Here is an 18,932-nt window from a genome sequence, read left to right on the forward strand (position 1 = left end):
GCGGGAGGCAGCTTTTATGTGAAGTTCGACGATCAGAACCGGATTCTGAATTTTCTTGCCCGCTTCACCAGGATAAATAACAAGTATCTGACGTGGGGTGATCAAGGCATCTTCATCAGAAAAACCATCTTTGATGAAATAGGAGGGTATAAAGATATTCCTGTAATGGAGGATCTTGAGATACAAAAAGAGATCAGAAGAAAAGGACGGTTCATCAAACTGCCCCTGGCAGTGACAACTTCTGCCAGAAGATTTATTCAAAATGGAATTATCAGGCAGCAACTCCTGAATATTGCGTTAGTGATGGCTTATGAAACCGGTGTATCGCCCACGAGGATCAAAGAATTTTATTCCGATTAATGGTTTATGGGTTTTTTGGGAACCACGGGAAAAACGGACTGGTTTTTTGAATGTATTCCCGGTATTGTGGTTTCCTGTCATCTAAAGATTTTTCAAGCAATGAAACTCCTGAGACTTTTATTATCAGTATAGTCATAAGCACTGAACCAACAATCTGCCAGTAATTTCCGGCAGCTATACTGAAAATGGCAAAAGACCACCAGACGGCAGAATCGCCAAAATAATTGGGATGCCTGGTATATTTCCAGAATCCCTTGTCTAGCACCTTTCCTTTGTTTTGGGGATTGCTTTTAAACCTGGCCAACTGAAAATCGCCTCCGGCCTCAAACACAAATCCAATCAGCCACACTAAAATACCCAGGTAATCTATCCAGGTAAGATTCTCGTTTTGTGTTCCGGCGTTGGCTCCCAATAAGGGCAGGGAAACAAGCATAATCAACACTCCCTGCAACAGAAACACCTGAAAGTAGCTAAACCACCAGTAGCGATGCGGGCCGTACTTTCGTCTGAATTCCCGGTACCTGAAGTCTTCTCCTTTGCCCAGGTTTCTCCAGGCCAGATAAATGGAAAGCCTCAAGCCCCAGATTGAGACCAGAACCAGCAGGAGTATTTTTCGTTCATTCAAATCGCCCGATACAAAGAAGTAAAAGGAATTTACCACCACGAAACCAAGTCCCCAGAACAGGTCAATTATGCTTACATCTTTTATAATAACGCTTACTATCCAAAGGAGTGTCACCAGGATGAAAATGATGAGCGAGGCTTGTAAAAACGGGGTCAGCATTTGCAAAAACAAATTAATTATCAAACAACAATGAAATGCCAATGGTGCCGATTCCGGCATGCATTCCTATAACCGGAGAGATATCGACTACCGAAACCGGTTTTTTGCCGGTAATCTCCAGCATTTTATCTTCTGCTTTATGAGCCCCTTCAGGGTTATGCGCATGGAGCAGGATGTAGTTCCAGATTGTCCTTCCACGACTTATTTTTTCAATATGCGTGTAAATATTTTTTAAGCTGGACTGCTGGCTGAAAGTTTTCCCGAATAAAACAGATTTTCCATTTTCATCCATCGAGATAACAGGGTTCAACCCAAGCGCAGAGGCTATAAAACCTTTTGGCCTGGAAACCCGTCCTCCCTTGATCATATATTTCAAATCCCTGACACTGACAAATATTTTTGCATTAAGCACATCAGACTTAATTGATCTTACGATGGATTCGACAGGCTCTCCGGCTTCAATGCCCTTTGCTGCTTTCAGCACCAGTAATCCGAGTGCTCCTGATAAATTCTTTGAATCGATCACATGAACGGGTTTGCTAAACTCCTTTTGTATGCGTTCGCCTGCCTTAACGCTGTTTGCATAGGTTCCGCTAAACTGCCCGGTAAGATGCAAGGCAATAATGGCATCATAATGCGAAGCCAGATGTGAATACAAGCTGGTAAAGGTCTGCTCGTTAATTTGAGATGTTTTGGGGAATTCAGCATTGGTCTCAAGTAAATCGTAAAACTGATCGGGTTGGATAGTCAGCTTATCCAGATAATGATTGTCGCCAAAATTCAGGTTTATGGGAACGACATTAATTTGATATAAATCAATCAATTCCTGTGACAAATCGCAAGTGGAATCAGTTACCAGGGCAATATTCCATTTTCTTTTGGTAATCGTTTCCTGCTGGCGGACCATATCGTCCACTTTCTGATATGTGATGGTTCCAATATCTTTCAGCCGGTGAAACAGTTCTGCCGGCTGGCTGGTGTGCACATGTATCCGGCAAATGCTCTCAGATCCGGCAACAACAACCGAATCACCGCTGGTACTTAAGGTTTCCTGAAGTTCGGATTTATTAATGGCCAAATTCTTTATGATGGCTTCGGTACAAAAACGGTGCTTGATCTCTTCGTATTTCATATCCTCCGAATGAACAAGAGAGATGGTTTCCTGCGATTCAACTTTCAGATTGCGGATGTCCCTGTTTTTTATAAACCCGATAATACCTTTAATGAACAGAACAAATCCTTTAGCTCCGGCATCTACAAAGCCTGTTTTTTTTAACACTTTTAATTTCAAGGTAGTCTCTGCCAAAGATTTTTCCAAAACAGCAAAGGAATCGATCATCACATTTCTGAAATCGTGGATGGCCTCTTTTTTACTGGTAAGGAAGTCAGCCCAATCCTTAATAACTGTCAGCATGGTTCCTTCGACCGGGTTGGCAACGGCCTCGTACATATACGGTATTGACTTTTTTACACTTTCGGCAAAGTCAGGAAGGGTAATAATGGGTTTGTTCTGTGTTTCAAGATTCAAACCATGCAGGAACTGAGCGAAAATAACTCCCGAATTTCCTCTTGCCCCCATTAATGCGGCATCTGCAATATTATTTACAGTGGCTTTATATGATTTGTGAGGTTTGATAGTGTCAATTACCCAACGAACCGTAGAAGCAAAATTTGTTCCCGTATCCTTGTCATCTACGGGGAATACGTTTATCCTGTTTAATTCTGCCTGATTTTGCAGTATCTGATTTCCACCTGCAATAAATGCATAGTAAAGGAATTTTCCGTTGATACCCTGTTTTTCAGCTTCACTCATACAGTTTAAATAATATACTCATTAACAATCTGCAAACAAGTTAAAATAACTGATGGATAAAGAAATAACGCCTCATTCAGAATAAGTAAAAGCGCCAGCATTGGTTAGCTTCTGAGTGAGGCTGATTATATTTTATCACTGGTGACGCATGTTAAAAGTACAATTTTTTTCCTACACGCGAAACCTCTGGTTTCATGGAACCGGCTCTTAGCTTAATCCCGGATAGCGGTTGGCTGCAGGTCGAAGACCTGTGGCCTGCTTCGCAATCTACCTCACCGACACGATAATCTCATTCCTTCTGTTAAAAAACTTGTAAGGGGAATTGTATCCCAGATAACGGAAGTCTCCGTAGAATTCAATGCCATTTTCGATCAACAGTTTCCGGAGCTTTTCTGACTGCTTCTTAATGTCATTGTCGGAGGCGTAGCCCGAAAACCTTATGACAGCCACATATTCATCTTTGGTCTCCTCTATAATCACCCTGGAATTATCAGGCTTCGGAAGGTTGTCGGGATTGTATGAAGACGGCATCACGAAGCTCATGGAAGAACGGTCTTCTGATATATTCATATGGACAGGGGCCGTCATGGATATCTTCGTCTCTGACTCATTGCCGCCAAAGATATAACCGGCCAGGGTCCTGAAACCCGGACGTGAGACCTCCCTGTAAGAGGCTGCATTCATATAGACCGTAGCCAGCGTGGCTGACGGATAGAACCGTATTTCAAACTCCTCATTTGAAGAGACAACGGTATACTTCTGCTCTTCTGTATTTCCTGATGCCATGGCTGTGGTTTGTATTAAAAGCACTGTTAAGAGTATTCGGATTATGTTGTTGTGTGTTTTCATAATGTCTAATATTTTGTTTAATATCTTAAACACAAAACAACGGGTTTAGTTCATTATATTAACCGCTTTAATAAAACACAAGACAAAAAGATCTGCTATATTACTGGGTATGGGAAGGCGGTATCGTTTTTTTTCCCCCGAAAGGGGTATTATTATAAAACTTCTTCCTGGTTTTTTTGTTATTATTTTCAATTGGAGGATTATATTTGATATGCCTTTCCAACAAGATGGCAAAATTTATAACGTAACCCATCTATGGCCGATGAGCTGCTGAAGGTTCTGCTCTATTTTGACATTTTCTCGTACCCCCTTACAAAGAGGGAGCTTATTGCCTATTCGGGTATTCCAGGCGGGGCCGGGGAAAGTGCAGATGCAGCTATTAAGATGCTGCAAAGGGAAGGGCTGATAAACCGGTTTGGGGGACTTTATTATGTGGGCGCCAACAGGCAGAATGTGGTCAGGCGGCTTAATGGCAACAACAGGGCAGTCGGAAGGATGAAGACGGCCAAAAGGTTCTCCCGGCTTATCTCCTGGTTCCCCTTCGTGAGGGGTGTATTTATATCCGGCTCTCTTTCAAAGGGCTTTGCGGCAAAGGAAGATGATATTGACTACTTCATAGTGACAGAGCCGGAACGGTTGTGGCTGGTGAGATCACTGCTCACCATTTTCAAGAAAGTTTTTCTTTTCAATTCGTACAGGAATTTCTGCATCAACTACTTTGTAGACAGCAACCATCTGTTTATCAAAGAGCACAACAGGTACACTGCAACCGAGATCGCATTCCTGGTACCGCTTTTCAACAGTTCCATGCACCAGAGGTTGCTGGATCAGAACAGCTGGGTAAAAGAATACTATCCGAATTTAATGGAAAATAATAATTACGATTGCCATAATAATGAGCCTGCTCTGAAAAGACTGGTCGAGAAACTGCTCTCCGGACCGCTCACCGGCAGACTGGATAATTACCTTCACAGGAGATCCAGATCATGGATAAGAAGGCAGTTTTCTCATATGAATGATGATACTTTTGCCCGCAACTTCAGGGTTCTCCGGCATGAGCTGAAGTATTTACCAAACAGTCAGCAGTTAAGTATAATGGATAAATATAATGAGCGGGTTAACCGGTATTTAAAGGTAGCGGAAGGCCCGCAGATAGGGGAAGGCCCGCAGGTAACAGAACGCCAGCAGGTAGCAGAACACCAGCGGGTAGCGGACCCGCAGCGGGCAGAAGAACGCCATCGGGCAACGGACCCACAGCGGGCAACGGACCCACAGCGGGCAACGGACCCACAGCGGACAACAGAATAAATTCTTTATGATAAAACCGTCCCGAAACATATGGATCCTGGGAGGTACCGGATTTATCGGGTCGGCTCTTGTAAGGCTGTTGTCGCACGACAAGGCAAACAGGCTCCACCTTCTGGTTCATAAAAGAGCTCACTGGCGGTTACTGGAGGGTTTCAGCACTTTTACCGGCACTCTTTCGGGCATTGAGCCTGGCTGGTTTGAACGGTACCCGCCCGATATAGTTTATCACCTGGCGAGACCGGCGGGTAGTAATGCGTTAACCCGAAAACTGAGATCAGCCACAGGTGAAAGAGCCAACAGGCGACTGGTAAAGATTTTACGGTCTCTGCCGGCGACGCCCGTGGTAGTGTATGTGAGCGGATCGTTGATGTACGGCGACCGGCCGGACAACGATCCGGCATTTGAAAACTCACCGCTGAGCCCTGAATCTTTTGCGCGCTATTATTACCGCAACGAGCTGCCCTGGATAGAGGCGCAGGGTGAAGGGTCCCTTGATGTCCGCTTTGCACGTCCTGGCTGGATCGCCGGACCGGGTTCATGGTTCATGGAGTTCTTCTATAAACCCTGGCGGCACACCGGCAGGGTGCCTTGCTACGGGGAGGGTACACAGCGTATGTCCCTGACCGATCTTGACGACTGCGCTGCAATGATACATGCCCTGGGGCAGTACGGCTCAAAAGGCAGCAACCTGAATATCTTCTCGGGAGATATTATCACGCAGCTTGACTTCTCAAATACCCTTGCCCGGATGCTGAACGCAGAAACTGAAATGATACCTGAGAACCGTTTAAGACAAAAATACGGCAAGGTTACCGCAGCAGCGCTGCTCTCCTCCTCTCCCATGGGCACTCTGTACCCTGAACTTCACCACAGGGCAGGGATTACTATCCGGGACCCGGAACAGTTACTTGCTTCCGTTGTCGGGCTTTCTGAAAACAAACAGGGTGTATTCGCCGAACTTCCATAGCGGCGTTTTCTGCAATGCCATATCGGTCTTCCATAAAATCCTGCCAAATCTCCTTAACAGCCGGTTAAGCCGGTGATAATACCAGGCCGGACTGACAATGCTGTAGCCTTTCCTTCTGACCGGGATGAAATTGCTGAAGGCTTTTCTTATCTGACCGGTACTGTAACACCGGCTTGGCAGGCTTCGTGAAGGCGAATACCCTCCCCAGCTGGTCCTGAGCCTTGAAAATGCTGCCCTGAAACGAAGCTTGAGCAGCTCTATGAGCATACCCGCCAGGTAATGCCTGTTCACAAACGAGAGGACAAGCACGCCTCCGGGTGTTGCTGCGCGGTGGAGTATCCTGGCGGCTCCCTCCAGGTCTTCCACGGTATTCAAGGCGCCGAAAAACACGTAGATCATATCAAACTGCCTGCCGGGGAAAATATCTTCCAGTTCCTCAATTTTACCCTTTGCAGCAACGGCATTTTCAAGCTGCATGTTCTCTATCCTGGCGGATGCGAGCCGGTGCATCTCGCCCGAAATATCGATTCCGGCTACCTGAACGGAAGGATGGGTCGCGGCAAAATGAACCATGTCAAGTCCGGTCCCATACCCTATCTCAAGCATGCTGCTGAAGCTGAACCGTTTCACCTCTTCCCTGAAATCCTGCCTCATGCGCTGCAGAACTGGGTTCTGCCAGTACCGCTCCTCAAAGCCGGCAGCATCGCCGTCATAATACTCCTCAATTTTGCCGTAATAGGTGCTCTTCATCTTTCGTATGATAGTTTGTAACAAGCCATGCCGCAGTTCCCCAGAACAGAAAAGCAAATTTATCGGTATTCAGGAAATTGTTGAAAAATGCATGAAAAAACCAGGTAGCCAAAGCGGCAAATGCTGCAATTATTATAACGCGCGAACGATGGCCGGTACTCCGGTCGAAAGCCAGAAACATAAGCCGCCCGATAAAAAGCAGCCAGCCAGCAAGTCCCATAATCCCCATCTCACTGAGCGCAAGCAGGTACTCTGAATGAGCAGTGCCTCCTGATCCTTCAGGCACATTCCAGGGGTCCGTAACAGTGAGCCTGTTCATCAGTGAAGGCTCCTGGTAGGGAATATAGGTAAACTGGTAGGTTCCGGGACCAAAACCCGTCAACGGCCTCTCTTTGAACATTCTCCATGCCGACACCCACCTGTTGAGCCTTTCAATATTTGATACATCGGTGCTGATGTTAGCAGATGAAACAGTCCGCTCGCCAATTCCTGCATTGACATCGTACGAAAGGGCCTCAACCTGCTGCATCCGGTTGACCAGCGGCTGGCGGAACACCACGACCCCCAAAAGGAATACACCGCCAATGATCAGCAGGTGCCTTACCTTCAGCTTTAAATAGAGAAGCGTCAAAACCAGTAGGAAAAGCGGCAGACTGAGCAGGGCGGCCCGGCTGGTAGTAAAGATCACTGTCATAATGAAGAACAATCCTGTTACCAGCCAGAATATGCGTGTTTTGTTGTTGCGGCACAAAGTGACTGTCGAAAGCCACAGGGCAGCAAGGATGGCTGCTGAAGCTCCAAAGATGGTATGATCATTGTAAAACGGCAGAAAGATACCCCGCATGACTACGGGGTTCCATTCCCATTGCCAGAACCTGAACAGGCTCCACAACAGCACAACCAGCATCCCCATGCTGTAGAGAAGAATCATCTGGAAAAACAGGTTGCTGTCATACCTCAGTTGCCTTGCAACGAAGATGTAAAACACCAGCATGTAGAGCAGGTTGATGAATGAGAATTTTACCGAAACAACCAGGATCTGCGAAAAGGGTATTGTAACAAGAAATGCAGCGGCAAACGGCAACAACCACAGGAACTCCCTGTGAAGGACGTCATTCATTCTTTTAAAGGATCCGCCTGCAATTTCCATGAACAGCACCGCCGCGGCAACAAGGACAAGCGGTTCTCCCGGCACCCTGATCATTGAACCTTCAGTCAGTGGAACCGTTACTGAAAAGGGAAGCACAAAAGCCATCAACTTAAGCAGGACAGCCTGCAGATTAAAGCGCACAACAAGATGGGCAAGGACAAAAATAAGGATGGCGCCAGTCATGATCGCAAGCACGGGATAGAGCAATGATCCTGCAATAATAATGGCTATAACCAATGCAACAATAGATGTCACTGAAAGTATACCGTATCTGTTTATCGCGTTCCCTGGCATCTGCACCCGGTTAATTAATCCATTCTGACTATCCTGACAAAGACCATTATGATCACAAATGCAATTACAGCAGCAACAGCCAGGAGCAGCCGGGGAGGCCATGCCGGGTTTTCGGCAACAACCGCGGGCGAAACCACATAACTGCGGGGGATGGGTGTTTCAAGGCTTTTTCTTACCCTTTCATAGTCATTCTTTAAAGAGGTCAGGTTCCATAGCTCGGACTCATAGGTGGTTAGCTGTCTCAATGCACCGGGAGTAACGTCATCAGCTTCTTCAGCTTCAGCGTGGCCAAATATTTCAGCGGGACTGATATCTGCTGTTCCGGTCTTCAAACGCTGCAATGGCAATATTGCTCCCTGTCCCATGATCTGCCTCTCCATCTCCAGCGTTTCCTCCAGTTTCTCCATGTAAAGCTCCCTGGCAAAGTTATAGGCTGCAAGCCTGTTCTCGAGCAAAATGTCTTCCTTTATCAGATCACCCAGCGCCACTATCCGGTTGGCCATCTCAGCTGCATATATCCTGTCTTTATCCCTTACCCTGACCGAGACTGAGCCGTAACGGGTCTTCTCTGTTGTTATCCGGTTTCCGGCAACACGGTAATACCTGCTGCGCCCTCCGGGATCGTCCATGTCAACACCCAGTCTTTCCGAAAGGCTGAAAACAGCATCCAGGCTGTCGAGTATGCGGGTTGAACTGAGTATCTGAATATGTGCGTCTATCTCTTCATTATTCCCGAAGCCGACTCCCAGCTGCTCATATTGCCGGCTAAAAAGGGTCAGGGGGACATAGATGGTGGTCGCGGACTCGTACAAAGGCTTTATTATAAGCGGTGAGGTCAGCAGCAGCACAAGCAGGAAAATGGCTGCCGAACCCCCTGCGACCCACTTGATAAAATTTAGCCTGAACATCCATGAGACATCAAATCCTGATCTATCCATATAAAAATCATTGATATAACAAAGTAAAGAAATAAACAGCCAATTTGTTTAAGTCCGTTCTGAAATTTTGCTTTCGCGGAAATGAACGGGGCATCTTCATCCTTGTGGCAGCAAGGGGTGCCGGCCAGATCCTGCCTGATCCTGTCGATTGGCGGTTATACGGGTCTTATGTAATGGATGCGGGATGTCTGCTCTATATGCTCAACCGGGAAGGGGAAGAGGCTGGCAGAAGGATCCCCCCCTACCACTCTTCCGGCAAATCATAATCCTCATTGGTAAGGTGCTGCAGTATTTCATTTTTTAATGCCGATATACTGATAATTGCAGGATTGTCGCGCCACGGCGACTGGTAATCGCTGAAATATTCCTGGTACAGGGGATGATTATCTCTTACAGGATTTTCGAACCCGGTATCATCAGGTTTACCTGTCTGGGTGTCCCAGATGAAGAGATCGATCAGCGGGTTGATCTCTTCGTCGTAACCGGCATGATATGCAAAAACGATCTTATTGTCGTCTTCCGTAAACTTAGTGTACCTGACGTTGATTGACCGCATGGCCTCATCGCGCAGAACAGCAAGTTTTTCCAGGTCATTCAGGTCAGGTTCATACCTGTACAGGTAAACCTGTTTTAGATAAATCTTCGAAGGCAGCTGAACTGGCATTATGAACCAGAATCTGCCGCCTCTTTTCCAAACCTGGTAATCAAGAAGAAAATATACATGATCATCGTGCTGAAAACCGTATGAGTGTGTTTTGGAGTAGTGTACCGGCCTCTGTGAGTTACAGGAGTATAAAGAGGTGGCGATCACAAAAAATACCAGGTATTTAGCAACTGTGTTCATGGCAGAATGTTTGTCGTATTGTATTCTGCAAGATAATGAATAGCTTTCTTAAAATAGTATTACGCCCCGGCAGCAAACAATACAAAGGTGACGGCCAGCCCTTTCACTCCCGGGACCACGCAATGTGTGAACGTTAAGCTTCTATAGTCCAGGAATATATCCAACCTGTCCAAGGCGATATTTTTGGATTATAATCAGTGAAACTCCCTCAGGGTTTCGTGAATTCCCTTGTGAATTTCGAACCAGAATTGCAATCCTGCTTCAAACTTATCTTTTTCAAATGCCTTGATCCATGTGTTTAACTCCTCATCATCCACACCATCTTCATCTGCTTTTTTCTTCAGGAAATAATAGACAAAGTCCACATTCCGCTCCGATTCCCAGAAAATTGAGGCATTACGGCTATTGATCCTGGTTGCTGTAAGCTTAAGCTTTCGCAGGAAATCATCCCGCTGCCCGTAAAGTTTCTCCATCACATCCGGCAGGATCTCTTCAGCCCAGGCACGGTGGAAACGGCAGAACCCAAGGTTGTCCAACATCAGTTCCATGATCATGCGTTCCGCATTCTGCCTTCCCAGTTCGCGTGGCGGGATAAAATCCTTGCCGTACACCATGTAATATTTACCCATGATGGCCATAGGTGAAAGCACCCCGGGTGTCCAGTACTGGTTTGGTACCATCCACCCTTGCCGGGCAAAGCCGACATGCACGAAGCGATCAATGACCTCAACCCCTTTTTCGCGCGACAAGTGACGGGCCAGCTTGCGGGCACCAAGCGAAAGGTCAATTTTGCCATCGACCCTGACCATTTCGTCAAGCAGGGCTGCTCCGATTTTGGCATTGTGCATGGAGTCTTTTACCACATCAAAATCCTCAATTATAAATTTCGGTTTCTGCTTCACTCCCAGCTCCTGTGGCTTGATCAGGTCATCTGCCATGCAATCCATCAGCCACGCCAGCACCCCGCCCACCGATATGGCGTCGAAACCGTAAGCATCTGCTTTGCCATTCAGCAGTTCGGCGGCACGCTGGTCGAACACCCCGCACAACGGGCCCATTGTCTGATAGGGTTCGTAGTCTTTCTTAAAATGGTTGTGCATTTTCTTGCAAACGGCCACACAGGGCTCTCCACAGTTTTTTTGCTGCTTCTTTTCGATGGTTTCCTCATTAAACTGCCTGAGGTAATGATCCACAACAAACCGCTTATGCAGGTCCAGGCGCTCCTCTTTAGTCATATAAAGAGTCCGGTAATTGAATGCAATGATCCGTTCATTCATCGTAGCGAAGTTGACCCCGAAGGTTCCTCCCGTGTTAAATTCCGGATCATACCTGTATTTGGTGGTGACCTCAAAGTCTTTGGCCGCCATCTTTTTTTCATACCTGTCGTGAAACCATTGGTCGGCCACCATGCGATCCCTGAAATCCTCATCTACCCATGTACCCCCGTAAATGATGCCCATAATGCCATGTTGCTGCAGGAGTTTGGTGCCGAAGCCTCCCCGTCCGGCCCAGCAATCCACGGCAGTCAGCTCCCCTTTCTTTACAGGCGCCGATGCAATAGCTCCATTGTCGGTATGCATTGCGGCCGGCCCCACAGCCAGCACCCTGGGTTCTTTCTCGTACCGTGAGGAGAAGCGGTCCAGGGCATACTGCATCACCCCGTATACCCCTCCCCTTCCCGTCTGCCAGACGGTCACGGGATGCACCGGATGCAGCTCAACTTCAACTTCCTCCCCGTGGTTCCGGTTGAGATAGAGAATAGATGGCGTATGAGCCTTCCCTATTATGGAGAACATGTTAATGCCCAGGTTGTCGAACACCAGTGCTGCACCACCCATGGAAGAAATGAAGAACCCATGCCATGAGGGTGAAATACCCGTAAACATCAGTCTGTTTGATCCCGGAAAGACCGATCCTGCCAGCAGTCCGGCACCAACATTCAGGCTGTTATGTTTAAAAGCAAGATGAATACCCAGGTCGACAGGACCATAGAACGCTCCGACAGGATACTTGTTTATACGATAAAAACCATTGGATGCATCAATCATAAGTACCCGGAGGTATTCAGTTCCTTTTTCCGCCATGATGTTATGTTTTATCCACCGATAAATTTAATCAAAACATTAATTGTTCCCTTATCTGTTGTGGAATTCTTCATAGGCTTGCAATACCGTTATATGAGAGATTAAATATGCCAATGAGCTTTCGGCTCCCTGATTGCGGTTTATCCCATAACTCTCAAAGCCATCACAACAGCCCTTGGTTTCAAAATCGTACAAACTCATTCTAAGATCGTTTTCCCCTAAAAACCACAAAAATGAAGTATATAGTTTGTTCAGGTATTCTTTATCTTTCGTTACATGAAAAGCCTGGTGATACATTAAAACCATAGCCATTGCATCAATGGGCTGTTGCGCAAATATGGAGCGCTCACCGTCTTTCTTATACCATTTTTCGTTACCGATAATTGACAGGTAATTTCCGTTAAGTGTATGTTCAGTAAGAAATTGCATTGATGCTATTGCTACTTCCAAAACCCGGTCTTCGTTAAGGATTCCTGCCGAATGCAGAAGCGCCAATGGCAATATGCCATTATCATAAGCAAGCAGCGCCTCAAACCATTTCCAGTCAGCCGATTCGTTTTCCTCGTAATGTTTAATAAGGGTATGTGCCATACCCCGGAGCCTTTCTGTCATTGAATCATCTGAAGGATTTGTTCTGAGATAATAACACACCCCAATAATAGTATTCGCTATGCTTCTTATGGATTTTAATTTTTCGAAATTAGGGGCTGCGTTAAAAAACATCAGCCGCCCCGTCTGGTAATAGGCATCATTGGGGGCATTGCCCAATAAATATCCTAAAGCCCAAATAGTACGGCCGAAGGAATCTTCAGAACCAACCTCATCAAGATAATTTCTGCTGAAACTCAAAAAGTTTCTGAAAGTACCATCCTTATTTTGCATATAGTGGATATAACTCAAATAAATTGGCGACAATTCGAGTGCGCGAGCATCCTTCATTTGTCTGTATGCCATCAACACCATCAGCAACGCTCGTGAATTATCATCAAGGCAATAGCCTTCTTTTAAGTTTGGAATACCAAACTTAGCATGCTGGATAATGCCTGTATCGTCTGTCAGCCTGTTAATATGAACCAGGGAAAAAGACGGCAGGATAAGAGAATCCAGGATTGTATCCTTTTTTTCCAATTCTTCGACATCCTGCATCATCGCCTGTTCGGCCAGGGCGATATATTTTTGTCCTGTTTTTGGCCATGTTATCTTCATGCCATATTCCCTGGCTTTACTCTTGAGCTTGTTTAGCTCAGCAGGGTTGTCGAGTAGTTCTGTCAAGATTGAGGCCAGTTGATCTGAATCATTGAAGTTAAATAGTCTTCCCCTGCCATCGGCCAATAACTCCGAGGCATGCCAGTAGGGTGTTGATATTATAGCCGCCCCAACACCTATCGCATAAGAAAGTGTGCCGCTGGTTATTTGAGCCTCGTTTAAGTAAGGCGTAATATATATATCGGTAGCCGACAAATATTTGAACAGGTCTTTAACATCTAAAAATTCATTTAAAAAAACCACATGTTTTTCCAATTGCAAATTCTTAACCAGGCGCATTAAAAAAATGCGGTATTCCTCACCCGAGTGCCTCAATACGTTGGGATGGGTTTTGCCCAAAACCAGGTAAATAACATTGGGTTGGGTTTCAATCACTTTTGGCAAAGCTCTAATTACTGTTTCAATGCCCTTGTTGCGACCAATAAACCCAAATGTTGTGAGTATTTTTTTGTCTTCAAGCTTAAACTCATTTTTTGATTTTTCGGCACTGAATTGCAAATCAGGAACACCATGGTCCATAAACACTATTTTCCCTTTAGGAACATCGTAGATGTCGACTAAAAATTCAATAGCCTTATGACTCATTACAACTATTTTGTGTGCCATTTTGCAGATTTCCTGCAAAACAGCCTTTTCATTATAGGATGGTGCTTTAAGTATGGTATGCAGTGTAACAATCAGTGGTACTTCCAGTCGATGCAACAAGGGTAAGATATATACTCCATTTTGACCGCCAAATATACCAAACTCATGTTCGAGAATACAAAGGTCAGCGCCGCTTAAGTTAATGTACTTAACTGCCTGTATATAATCTCGCTGATGCTCCTGCCTGATTGTTAGTTTTACCTCCTCCGGGTATTCATAAATATTGGTAAAATCGTTTAATGCCACAACAAAGCCATCATTGGGAATTCCTGCATATGTATTGTTTTTAACAACGGAATTAAACAGGTTATTGGTAAATGTGCCAATGCCGCATTCTCTGGGTGGGTATGTACCTATGAAAGCAATCTTCATTAGTTTGGTTTATGTAATAACTATATCTTCCAGGAAGTAGATCTTCCTGGACAAATGACGCCAATATAAATTTTCTCAACAGGCAGCTTATAATTCGCTCCTCTTATTTTTTTCTGCACGCTTGGCTTCTTTGGCTGCCCTTTTCTCTTTCAGGTTCCTGGCCGGCGCTTTCTTATTGTTCTTCTGATTCTCAATTCCTTTTGTCATAATGCTGATTATTAACTAAAATGATCCGGAGTGTCTAAAAAAGGGTAATTAGTATTCTTAAATTAAAGTTGACTCATACCCGCTTTTGATTATGGTCGAAAGCATTTTAAACTTCTCATTAGCTTTGACATTATTGGATGTATGGGCCGGGATTATCATACCCTCACCTGTTTTAAGCATACTCGATTTTTTATCAACTATTACTTCAGCGGCTCCTTCAATAATCTGGATGAAAGTATCAAACGGCGATATTTTTTCAGCCAGGCTTTCTCCGGTGTCAATAGCAATAATGCTGATATTTCCGGTTGTCTTTTGCATTATCGTCCTGCTTACCACAGAATTAGGCATATACTCAATGATCTTAATTAAAATGTACTTTTTTGATTTTTCCAAATCAACATTTTGCATCTGCTTACTTTTAATTTGATATAAAGGTATGGTAAACCACCAGGCAATGCTTTACACGATTGATGTAATAATTTACATCTTTCACACATTTTCAAGTGTATCGCGCCTTTTGTTTTTCAGGTTTTTGAAGTGGGTGGGGGTTAGTCCGGTGATTTTTTTAAATTGATTCGACAGATGGGATACACTACTGTAGTGCATTTTGAAGGCAATCTCAGAAAGGTTTAGCTCATCGTAAACTATGAGTTCCTTTACCTTTTCAATTTTATGAGTCAAATAGAATTTTTCAATGGTAATTCCTTTGACCTCTGAAAAAAGATTTGCCATATATGTATAGTCGTAATTGAGTTTTTCACTCAGGTAATCGGACAGGTTAACTTTTATCTGTTCTTCGGTGTAATGTACCAGTTCAATAACAGCATTCTTTATCTTCTCTACAAGGATGCTTCTTCCGTCATCCATAAGTTGCAGTCCTGATTTTCTTAATTCTGAATCCAGTTGTTTCAACTGTTCAGGTTTTGTATCCCCAATTATATCTGCTTCTCCAATTCTTACATGAATATATTTCAGCCCGAGTTTTTCAAGTTCACTCTTAACCACCATCTGGCAGCGGATACAGACCATATTTTTGATGTACAATTTCAAGGAGATAAAGCATTTATTGATTAATATCTAAAATACAAAGTTAGGTCATATACGCAAATAAACAGGATTTTCATACCAGGATTATGCGCTGAATGAAACCCCCATGAGCTGAAGCACACAAAATAACATGAATATCGAATGGAGGCCGGCAGAGTCAATGTCGGCAAGATTGCTGAAGGAGTGCAGGCACTGGTGGGATGATAATGCTTCACAAAGCGGACTGGGATTTGTCGCAGTATTTGTTTTCCGGTCCCAATATTCTTATTATCTTCAACATTTGATAAATGTCATTCTTAAAAAGCACTCTTATGTATCCACTCGTTAAACGGCCAAATTCACTTATCACCCGTAAAATTCTCCTCCTCTTTGTCCTTGCCTTCTCCTTTTCAGGCGCATATACACAATGGAGCATTGACCTGGAGACAGGCCTCCCTTTCGAGGGATACAATGATGTAAGAATACCCAATGAAACGGGCACTAAATTCAGTTTTACCGATGATTTTGAGCTTCAGGGGCCTGTCATTCCAATCAGGCTGATGCTGCGCTATTCATTTGATGAAAAGAATCATCTATTTGCGCTGTTTGCTCCGCTGGGAGTGACCTATGAGGGTCCCGCCCCTTTCGACATTAGCTTCCAGCGGTCCCTCTTCACGCAAGGGCAGTTGATCGAAGGGTTCTACAAGTTCAATAGCTACCGTCTCGGGTACAGGCGGGATGTACTGACATCGGACGGTTGGACCATTGGGGTCGGGTTCACCGCCAAGATCAGGGATGCACGGGTACAGCTAAGCAGCGGGGGACTGAGCGACAGGAAGGATGACCTCGGGTTTGTCCCGCTGCTGCACCTGTTTGCATCACGCGAGTTTGACCGGTGGATGCTTTACCTTGAGGGCGACGGACTGGCGGGGGGACCGGGACGGGCTTTTGACTTTTTCCTCGGTGGCAGTTTTAATATAACAGATAACCTTTCGGGGAAGGCAGGGTACAGGATACTGGAGGGTGGTGCCGACGTCACATCGGTCTACAATTTCACGCTGATCAATTTCGCTGTAATCGGACTGGTTTGGGATATTTTATAGTTTGCGCCAAGACAATGGTCTGGTCGAAACAGTTAACCGGCCTGTCAGGCTTTAATCACATTGCTGATGAAGCCTTCCATCTTTTCAGGGGTTGTGGCGGGAGAAAACCGTTTTAAGGGTTTACCGTCACGGCCAACAACGAACTTTGTAAAGTTCCATTTAATCCGGCTGCCAAAAAAACCAGAGAGTTTATCTTTCAGGAATTTGAAAAGCTGATGTTCATCCGGGCCGTTTACATCTGTCTTTTGGAACATCTGAAAAGATACTCCGTAATTTACCAGGCAGCCCTGTTCAATTTCTTCGGGGCTGCCAGGCTCCTGGTTGCCGAACTGGTTACAGGGGAAGCCCAGTATCTCAAGTCCCTGTTCCCTGTATTTCCGGTAAAGATCTTCCAGTCCCTCATACTGCCCGGTAAAACCGCACTTGCTGGCTGTATTTACAACCAATAGAACCTTCCCCCTGTACCTGTCGAGGCTGATCTCCTCCCCTTTCAGGGTGGTCGCCTTAATATCGTATATGCTATGATCCATCTGAATAATTATTTTGTTACCATAACAACCAGAATAACATATTGTTCACGGTTAAACCGCAGGAGGCTGCAGTCCCGCAAGCCTTTTTAGCATACCCCTGAATATGAGTCCGTGAAAAGGTAAAACGGAGTACCAGTACATCCTGCCGGCTAAACCAAGAGGCCTGAAAGTTGCGGTCTGCACAAGCCGTGAGTTTGTAATCCTGAATTCAAGCCATGCTTCGCCAGGCAGCTTCATCTCCGCATACAGTAAAAGCCTTTTATCCTCTTTACTGGCATAAAGCACTCTCCAGAAATCGAGTGCATCGCCTGCTGTGATCGTGGCAGCGCTTTTTCTGCCTCTTCGCAGCCCCACACCACCAAAGAGTTTATCCAGAAAGCCACGGAATCCCCATAGCCAGTTTGCATAGTACCACCCTGTTTTACCTCCGATAGACCATATCCTGGCAAGTACCTCTTCCTCATTGGCAATTTTTCGCTCCCGCCTGTCAACATAACAACCGTGAACTGGTATCTCAACCAGACTGGAGACTCCGCCATCCAGCTTATCACCCGACATCGCATCTGTCCAGCTCGACAGAACATCCTGTTGTTCCAGCCTGTCAAAGGCAAGACGGATAGCATCTTCATATGAAATGAGGTCTGTTGGCAACAGCCTGCGGATATCATCATTCTTGCAAACAGTTTCTGTTTTCATACTGTTGACAAGGTTAACAGCCAGTCTATAGCTGGTAGAGGTGATAAAGTAAAGCCAGTATGATGAAAGGCGGGGCGTCATTACGGGAACTGAAATGATGATCCGTTTGAGGTTACGCACTCTGGCATATGTCATGAGCATCTCTTTATAGTTGAGAATCTCAGGACCTCCTATGTCAAAACTTCTGTTGTATGTTTCAGCCTTCAGCAAAACCCCTGTAAGATATTCTATGACATTCCTGATAGCAATGGGCTGTGTACTTGTCTTAAGCCACTTAGGTGCAATCATCACTGGCAGTTTCTCTACCAGGTCGCGAATGATCTCAAAGGAGGCGCTTCCTGAACCTACAATAATCCCCGCCCGAAGAGTGGTAAGGCCATACTTCCCGCCTGAAAGGATTTTTTCGACCTGCATACGCGATTTGAGATGCTTTGAAAGCTTCTCTTCGTTTGCAATACCGCTCAAAAAGATCACCTGCCTGGCATTTGTCCTTTCGATCCGCTCTTTGAAGTTTTCCGCTGATTGCTTTTCAAGATCAGAGAAATCTCCGCTCGGAGCAGACATTGAGTGAACCAGGTAGTATGCCACATCCAGATCTTCAGGTATCTTCTCCAGGGAATTTTTGTCCAGCAGGTTGACTTCGAGGACTGATATGCTTGATGATGAATATTTTGACAGGTCAAAACGGCCGGCATCCCTTACACAACATACCACATCATGACCCTGATCAAGCAGGGTGGGCAACAGCCTTTTACCGATATAACCGGTTGCACCGGTAACAAGTATTTTCATATTTATGCAAGATACTGTTTTAACAAAAAATATCCCGTTCATCGTCAGCTAAAAACAGATAAGGGCAATAATAGTTCTAAAACCTGTATTTTTATGTGCTTTAACAGATAGATTAACTATTTTTGGACTTTAATCTATTATAAATTAGATAATA

17 protein-coding genes are annotated in these 18,932 nt (G+C 45.2%); 4 read left to right on the forward strand and 13 right to left on the reverse strand.

The features are described 5' to 3' along the window. The coding region (locus EA408_00810) for a glycosyltransferase (protein TVR75136.1) at positions 1–360 on the forward strand (360 nt) is incomplete at its 5' end. 4 nt (positions 361–364) lie between these two features. Here the strand turns inward: EA408_00810 and EA408_00815 are convergent. The 3 genes from EA408_00815 to EA408_00825 form a co-directional block, all read right to left on the reverse strand. Beyond that, positions 365–1,144, reverse strand: a complete 780-nt coding sequence (locus tag EA408_00815) for a DUF1295 domain-containing protein (GenBank protein ID TVR75179.1) — start codon at positions 1,142–1,144, stop codon at positions 365–367. 13 nt (positions 1,145–1,157) lie between these two features. Beyond that, positions 1,158–2,957 (reverse strand): DegV family EDD domain-containing protein, encoded by a 1,800-nt coding sequence (locus tag EA408_00820; GenBank protein ID TVR75137.1) that lies wholly within the window; start codon positions 2,955–2,957, stop codon positions 1,158–1,160. A gap of 267 nt (positions 2,958–3,224) precedes the next feature. Beyond that, positions 3,225–3,743 (reverse strand): heme-binding protein, encoded by a 519-nt coding sequence (locus EA408_00825; protein TVR75138.1) that lies wholly within the window; start codon positions 3,741–3,743, stop codon positions 3,225–3,227. A gap of 318 nt (positions 3,744–4,061) precedes the next feature. Here EA408_00825 and EA408_00830 point away from each other — a divergent pair, with 318 nt between their 5' ends. Together EA408_00830 and EA408_00835 are read left to right on the forward strand one after the other, a co-directional pair. Next, entirely contained in the window at positions 4,062–5,114 is a 1,053-nt protein-coding gene (locus EA408_00830) for a hypothetical protein (GenBank protein ID TVR75139.1), read from the forward strand. A 7-nt stretch (positions 5,115–5,121) separates the two neighbouring features. Continuing rightward, complete coding sequence (locus EA408_00835) at positions 5,122–6,081, forward strand: NAD(P)-dependent oxidoreductase (GenBank protein ID TVR75140.1); 960 nt, start codon at positions 5,122–5,124, stop codon at positions 6,079–6,081. On the opposite strand, the gene EA408_00840 is transcribed toward EA408_00835, so the two are convergent. The 8 genes from EA408_00840 to EA408_00875 all read right to left on the reverse strand — a co-directional run bounded on the left by EA408_00840 (position 6,019) and on the right by EA408_00875 (position 15,681). Continuing rightward, on the reverse strand, positions 6,019–6,831 hold the full coding sequence (locus EA408_00840; GenBank protein ID TVR75141.1) for a class I SAM-dependent methyltransferase: 813 nt from the start codon (positions 6,829–6,831) through the stop codon (positions 6,019–6,021). The genes EA408_00835 and EA408_00840 overlap by 63 nt on opposite strands. Next, entirely contained in the window at positions 6,803–8,377 is a 1,575-nt protein-coding gene (locus tag EA408_00845; GenBank protein TVR75142.1) for an O-antigen ligase family protein, read from the reverse strand. Before EA408_00845 ends, EA408_00840 begins: the two co-directional genes overlap by 29 nt. Then, a complete protein-coding gene (locus EA408_00850) occupies positions 8,290–9,183 on the reverse strand; it encodes a hypothetical protein (GenBank protein ID TVR75143.1) in 894 nt (297 codons plus the stop codon). Before EA408_00850 ends, EA408_00845 begins: the two co-directional genes overlap by 88 nt. A gap of 271 nt (positions 9,184–9,454) precedes the next feature. Then, positions 9,455–10,057 carry a hypothetical protein gene (locus EA408_00855; protein TVR75144.1) on the reverse strand — a complete coding sequence of 201 codons (603 nt, stop codon included), beginning with the start codon at positions 10,055–10,057 and terminating at the stop codon, positions 9,455–9,457. Positions 10,058–10,251: 194 nt separating this feature from the next. Beyond that, the gene (locus tag EA408_00860; GenBank protein TVR75145.1) at positions 10,252–12,141 is read right to left on the reverse strand and encodes an aldehyde ferredoxin oxidoreductase; all 1,890 of its coding nucleotides are present in this window, start codon (positions 12,139–12,141) and stop codon (positions 10,252–10,254) included. A 51-nt stretch (positions 12,142–12,192) separates the two neighbouring features. After that, on the reverse strand, positions 12,193–14,424 hold the full coding sequence (locus EA408_00865) for a glycosyltransferase (GenBank protein TVR75146.1): 2,232 nt from the start codon (positions 14,422–14,424) through the stop codon (positions 12,193–12,195). A gap of 264 nt (positions 14,425–14,688) precedes the next feature. Further along, positions 14,689–15,039, reverse strand: coding sequence for a cupin (locus EA408_00870; GenBank protein ID TVR75147.1), 351 nt, complete (start codon positions 15,037–15,039; stop codon positions 14,689–14,691). A gap of 81 nt (positions 15,040–15,120) precedes the next feature. Further along, positions 15,121–15,681, reverse strand: coding sequence for an AraC family transcriptional regulator (locus EA408_00875; protein ID TVR75148.1), 561 nt, complete (start codon positions 15,679–15,681; stop codon positions 15,121–15,123). A 353-nt stretch (positions 15,682–16,034) separates the two neighbouring features. Between EA408_00875 and EA408_00880 the strand changes: the two genes are divergently transcribed. Then, complete coding sequence (locus EA408_00880) at positions 16,035–16,760, forward strand: hypothetical protein (protein ID TVR75180.1); 726 nt, start codon at positions 16,035–16,037, stop codon at positions 16,758–16,760. Between the two features lie 44 nt (positions 16,761–16,804). Here EA408_00880 and EA408_00885 read toward each other — a convergent pair whose 3' ends face one another. Continuing rightward, entirely contained in the window at positions 16,805–17,290 is a 486-nt protein-coding gene (locus EA408_00885) for a glutathione peroxidase (GenBank protein ID TVR75149.1), read from the reverse strand. 51 nt (positions 17,291–17,341) lie between these two features. Further along, complete coding sequence (locus EA408_00890) at positions 17,342–18,778, reverse strand: SDR family oxidoreductase (GenBank protein ID TVR75181.1); 1,437 nt, start codon at positions 18,776–18,778, stop codon at positions 17,342–17,344. Positions 18,779–18,932: the final 154 nt, after the last annotated feature.

The sequence above is a fragment of the Marinilabiliales bacterium genome (genome assembly GCA_007695015.1).
Classification (GTDB): Bacteria; Bacteroidota; Bacteroidia; order Bacteroidales; family PUMT01; genus PXAP01.

Excerpts from the sequence above, each read along its gene's own strand:
- EA408_00845 (TVR75142.1), bottom strand. The coding sequence starts at position 8,377 with ATGGCCTCCCCGGCTGCTCCTGGCTGTTGCTGCTGTAATTGCATTTGT.
- EA408_00860 (TVR75145.1), bottom strand. The coding sequence starts at position 12,141 with ATGGCGGAAAAAGGAACTGAATACCTCCGGGTACTTATGATTGATGCA.
- EA408_00815 (TVR75179.1), bottom strand. The coding sequence starts at position 1,144 with ATGCTGACCCCGTTTTTACAAGCCTCGCTCATCATTTTCATCCTGGTG.
- EA408_00855 (TVR75144.1), bottom strand. The coding sequence starts at position 10,057 with ATGAACACAGTTGCTAAATACCTGGTATTTTTTGTGATCGCCACCTCT.
- EA408_00820 (TVR75137.1), bottom strand. The coding sequence starts at position 2,957 with ATGAGTGAAGCTGAAAAACAGGGTATCAACGGAAAATTCCTTTACTAT.
- EA408_00850 (TVR75143.1), bottom strand. The coding sequence starts at position 9,183 with ATGTTCAGGCTAAATTTTATCAAGTGGGTCGCAGGGGGTTCGGCAGCC.
- EA408_00870 (TVR75147.1), bottom strand. The coding sequence starts at position 15,039 with ATGCAAAATGTTGATTTGGAAAAATCAAAAAAGTACATTTTAATTAAG.
- EA408_00825 (TVR75138.1), bottom strand. The coding sequence starts at position 3,743 with ATGGCATCAGGAAATACAGAAGAGCAGAAGTATACCGTTGTCTCTTCA.
- EA408_00885 (TVR75149.1), bottom strand. The coding sequence starts at position 17,290 with ATGGATCATAGCATATACGATATTAAGGCGACCACCCTGAAAGGGGAG.
- EA408_00890 (TVR75181.1), bottom strand. The coding sequence starts at position 18,778 with ATGAAAATACTTGTTACCGGTGCAACCGGTTATATCGGTAAAAGGCTG.
- EA408_00835 (TVR75140.1), top strand. The coding sequence starts at position 5,122 with ATGATAAAACCGTCCCGAAACATATGGATCCTGGGAGGTACCGGATTT.
- EA408_00840 (TVR75141.1), bottom strand. The coding sequence starts at position 6,831 with ATGAAGAGCACCTATTACGGCAAAATTGAGGAGTATTATGACGGCGAT.
- EA408_00830 (TVR75139.1), top strand. The coding sequence starts at position 4,062 with ATGGCCGATGAGCTGCTGAAGGTTCTGCTCTATTTTGACATTTTCTCG.
- EA408_00865 (TVR75146.1), bottom strand. The coding sequence starts at position 14,424 with ATGAAGATTGCTTTCATAGGTACATACCCACCCAGAGAATGCGGCATT.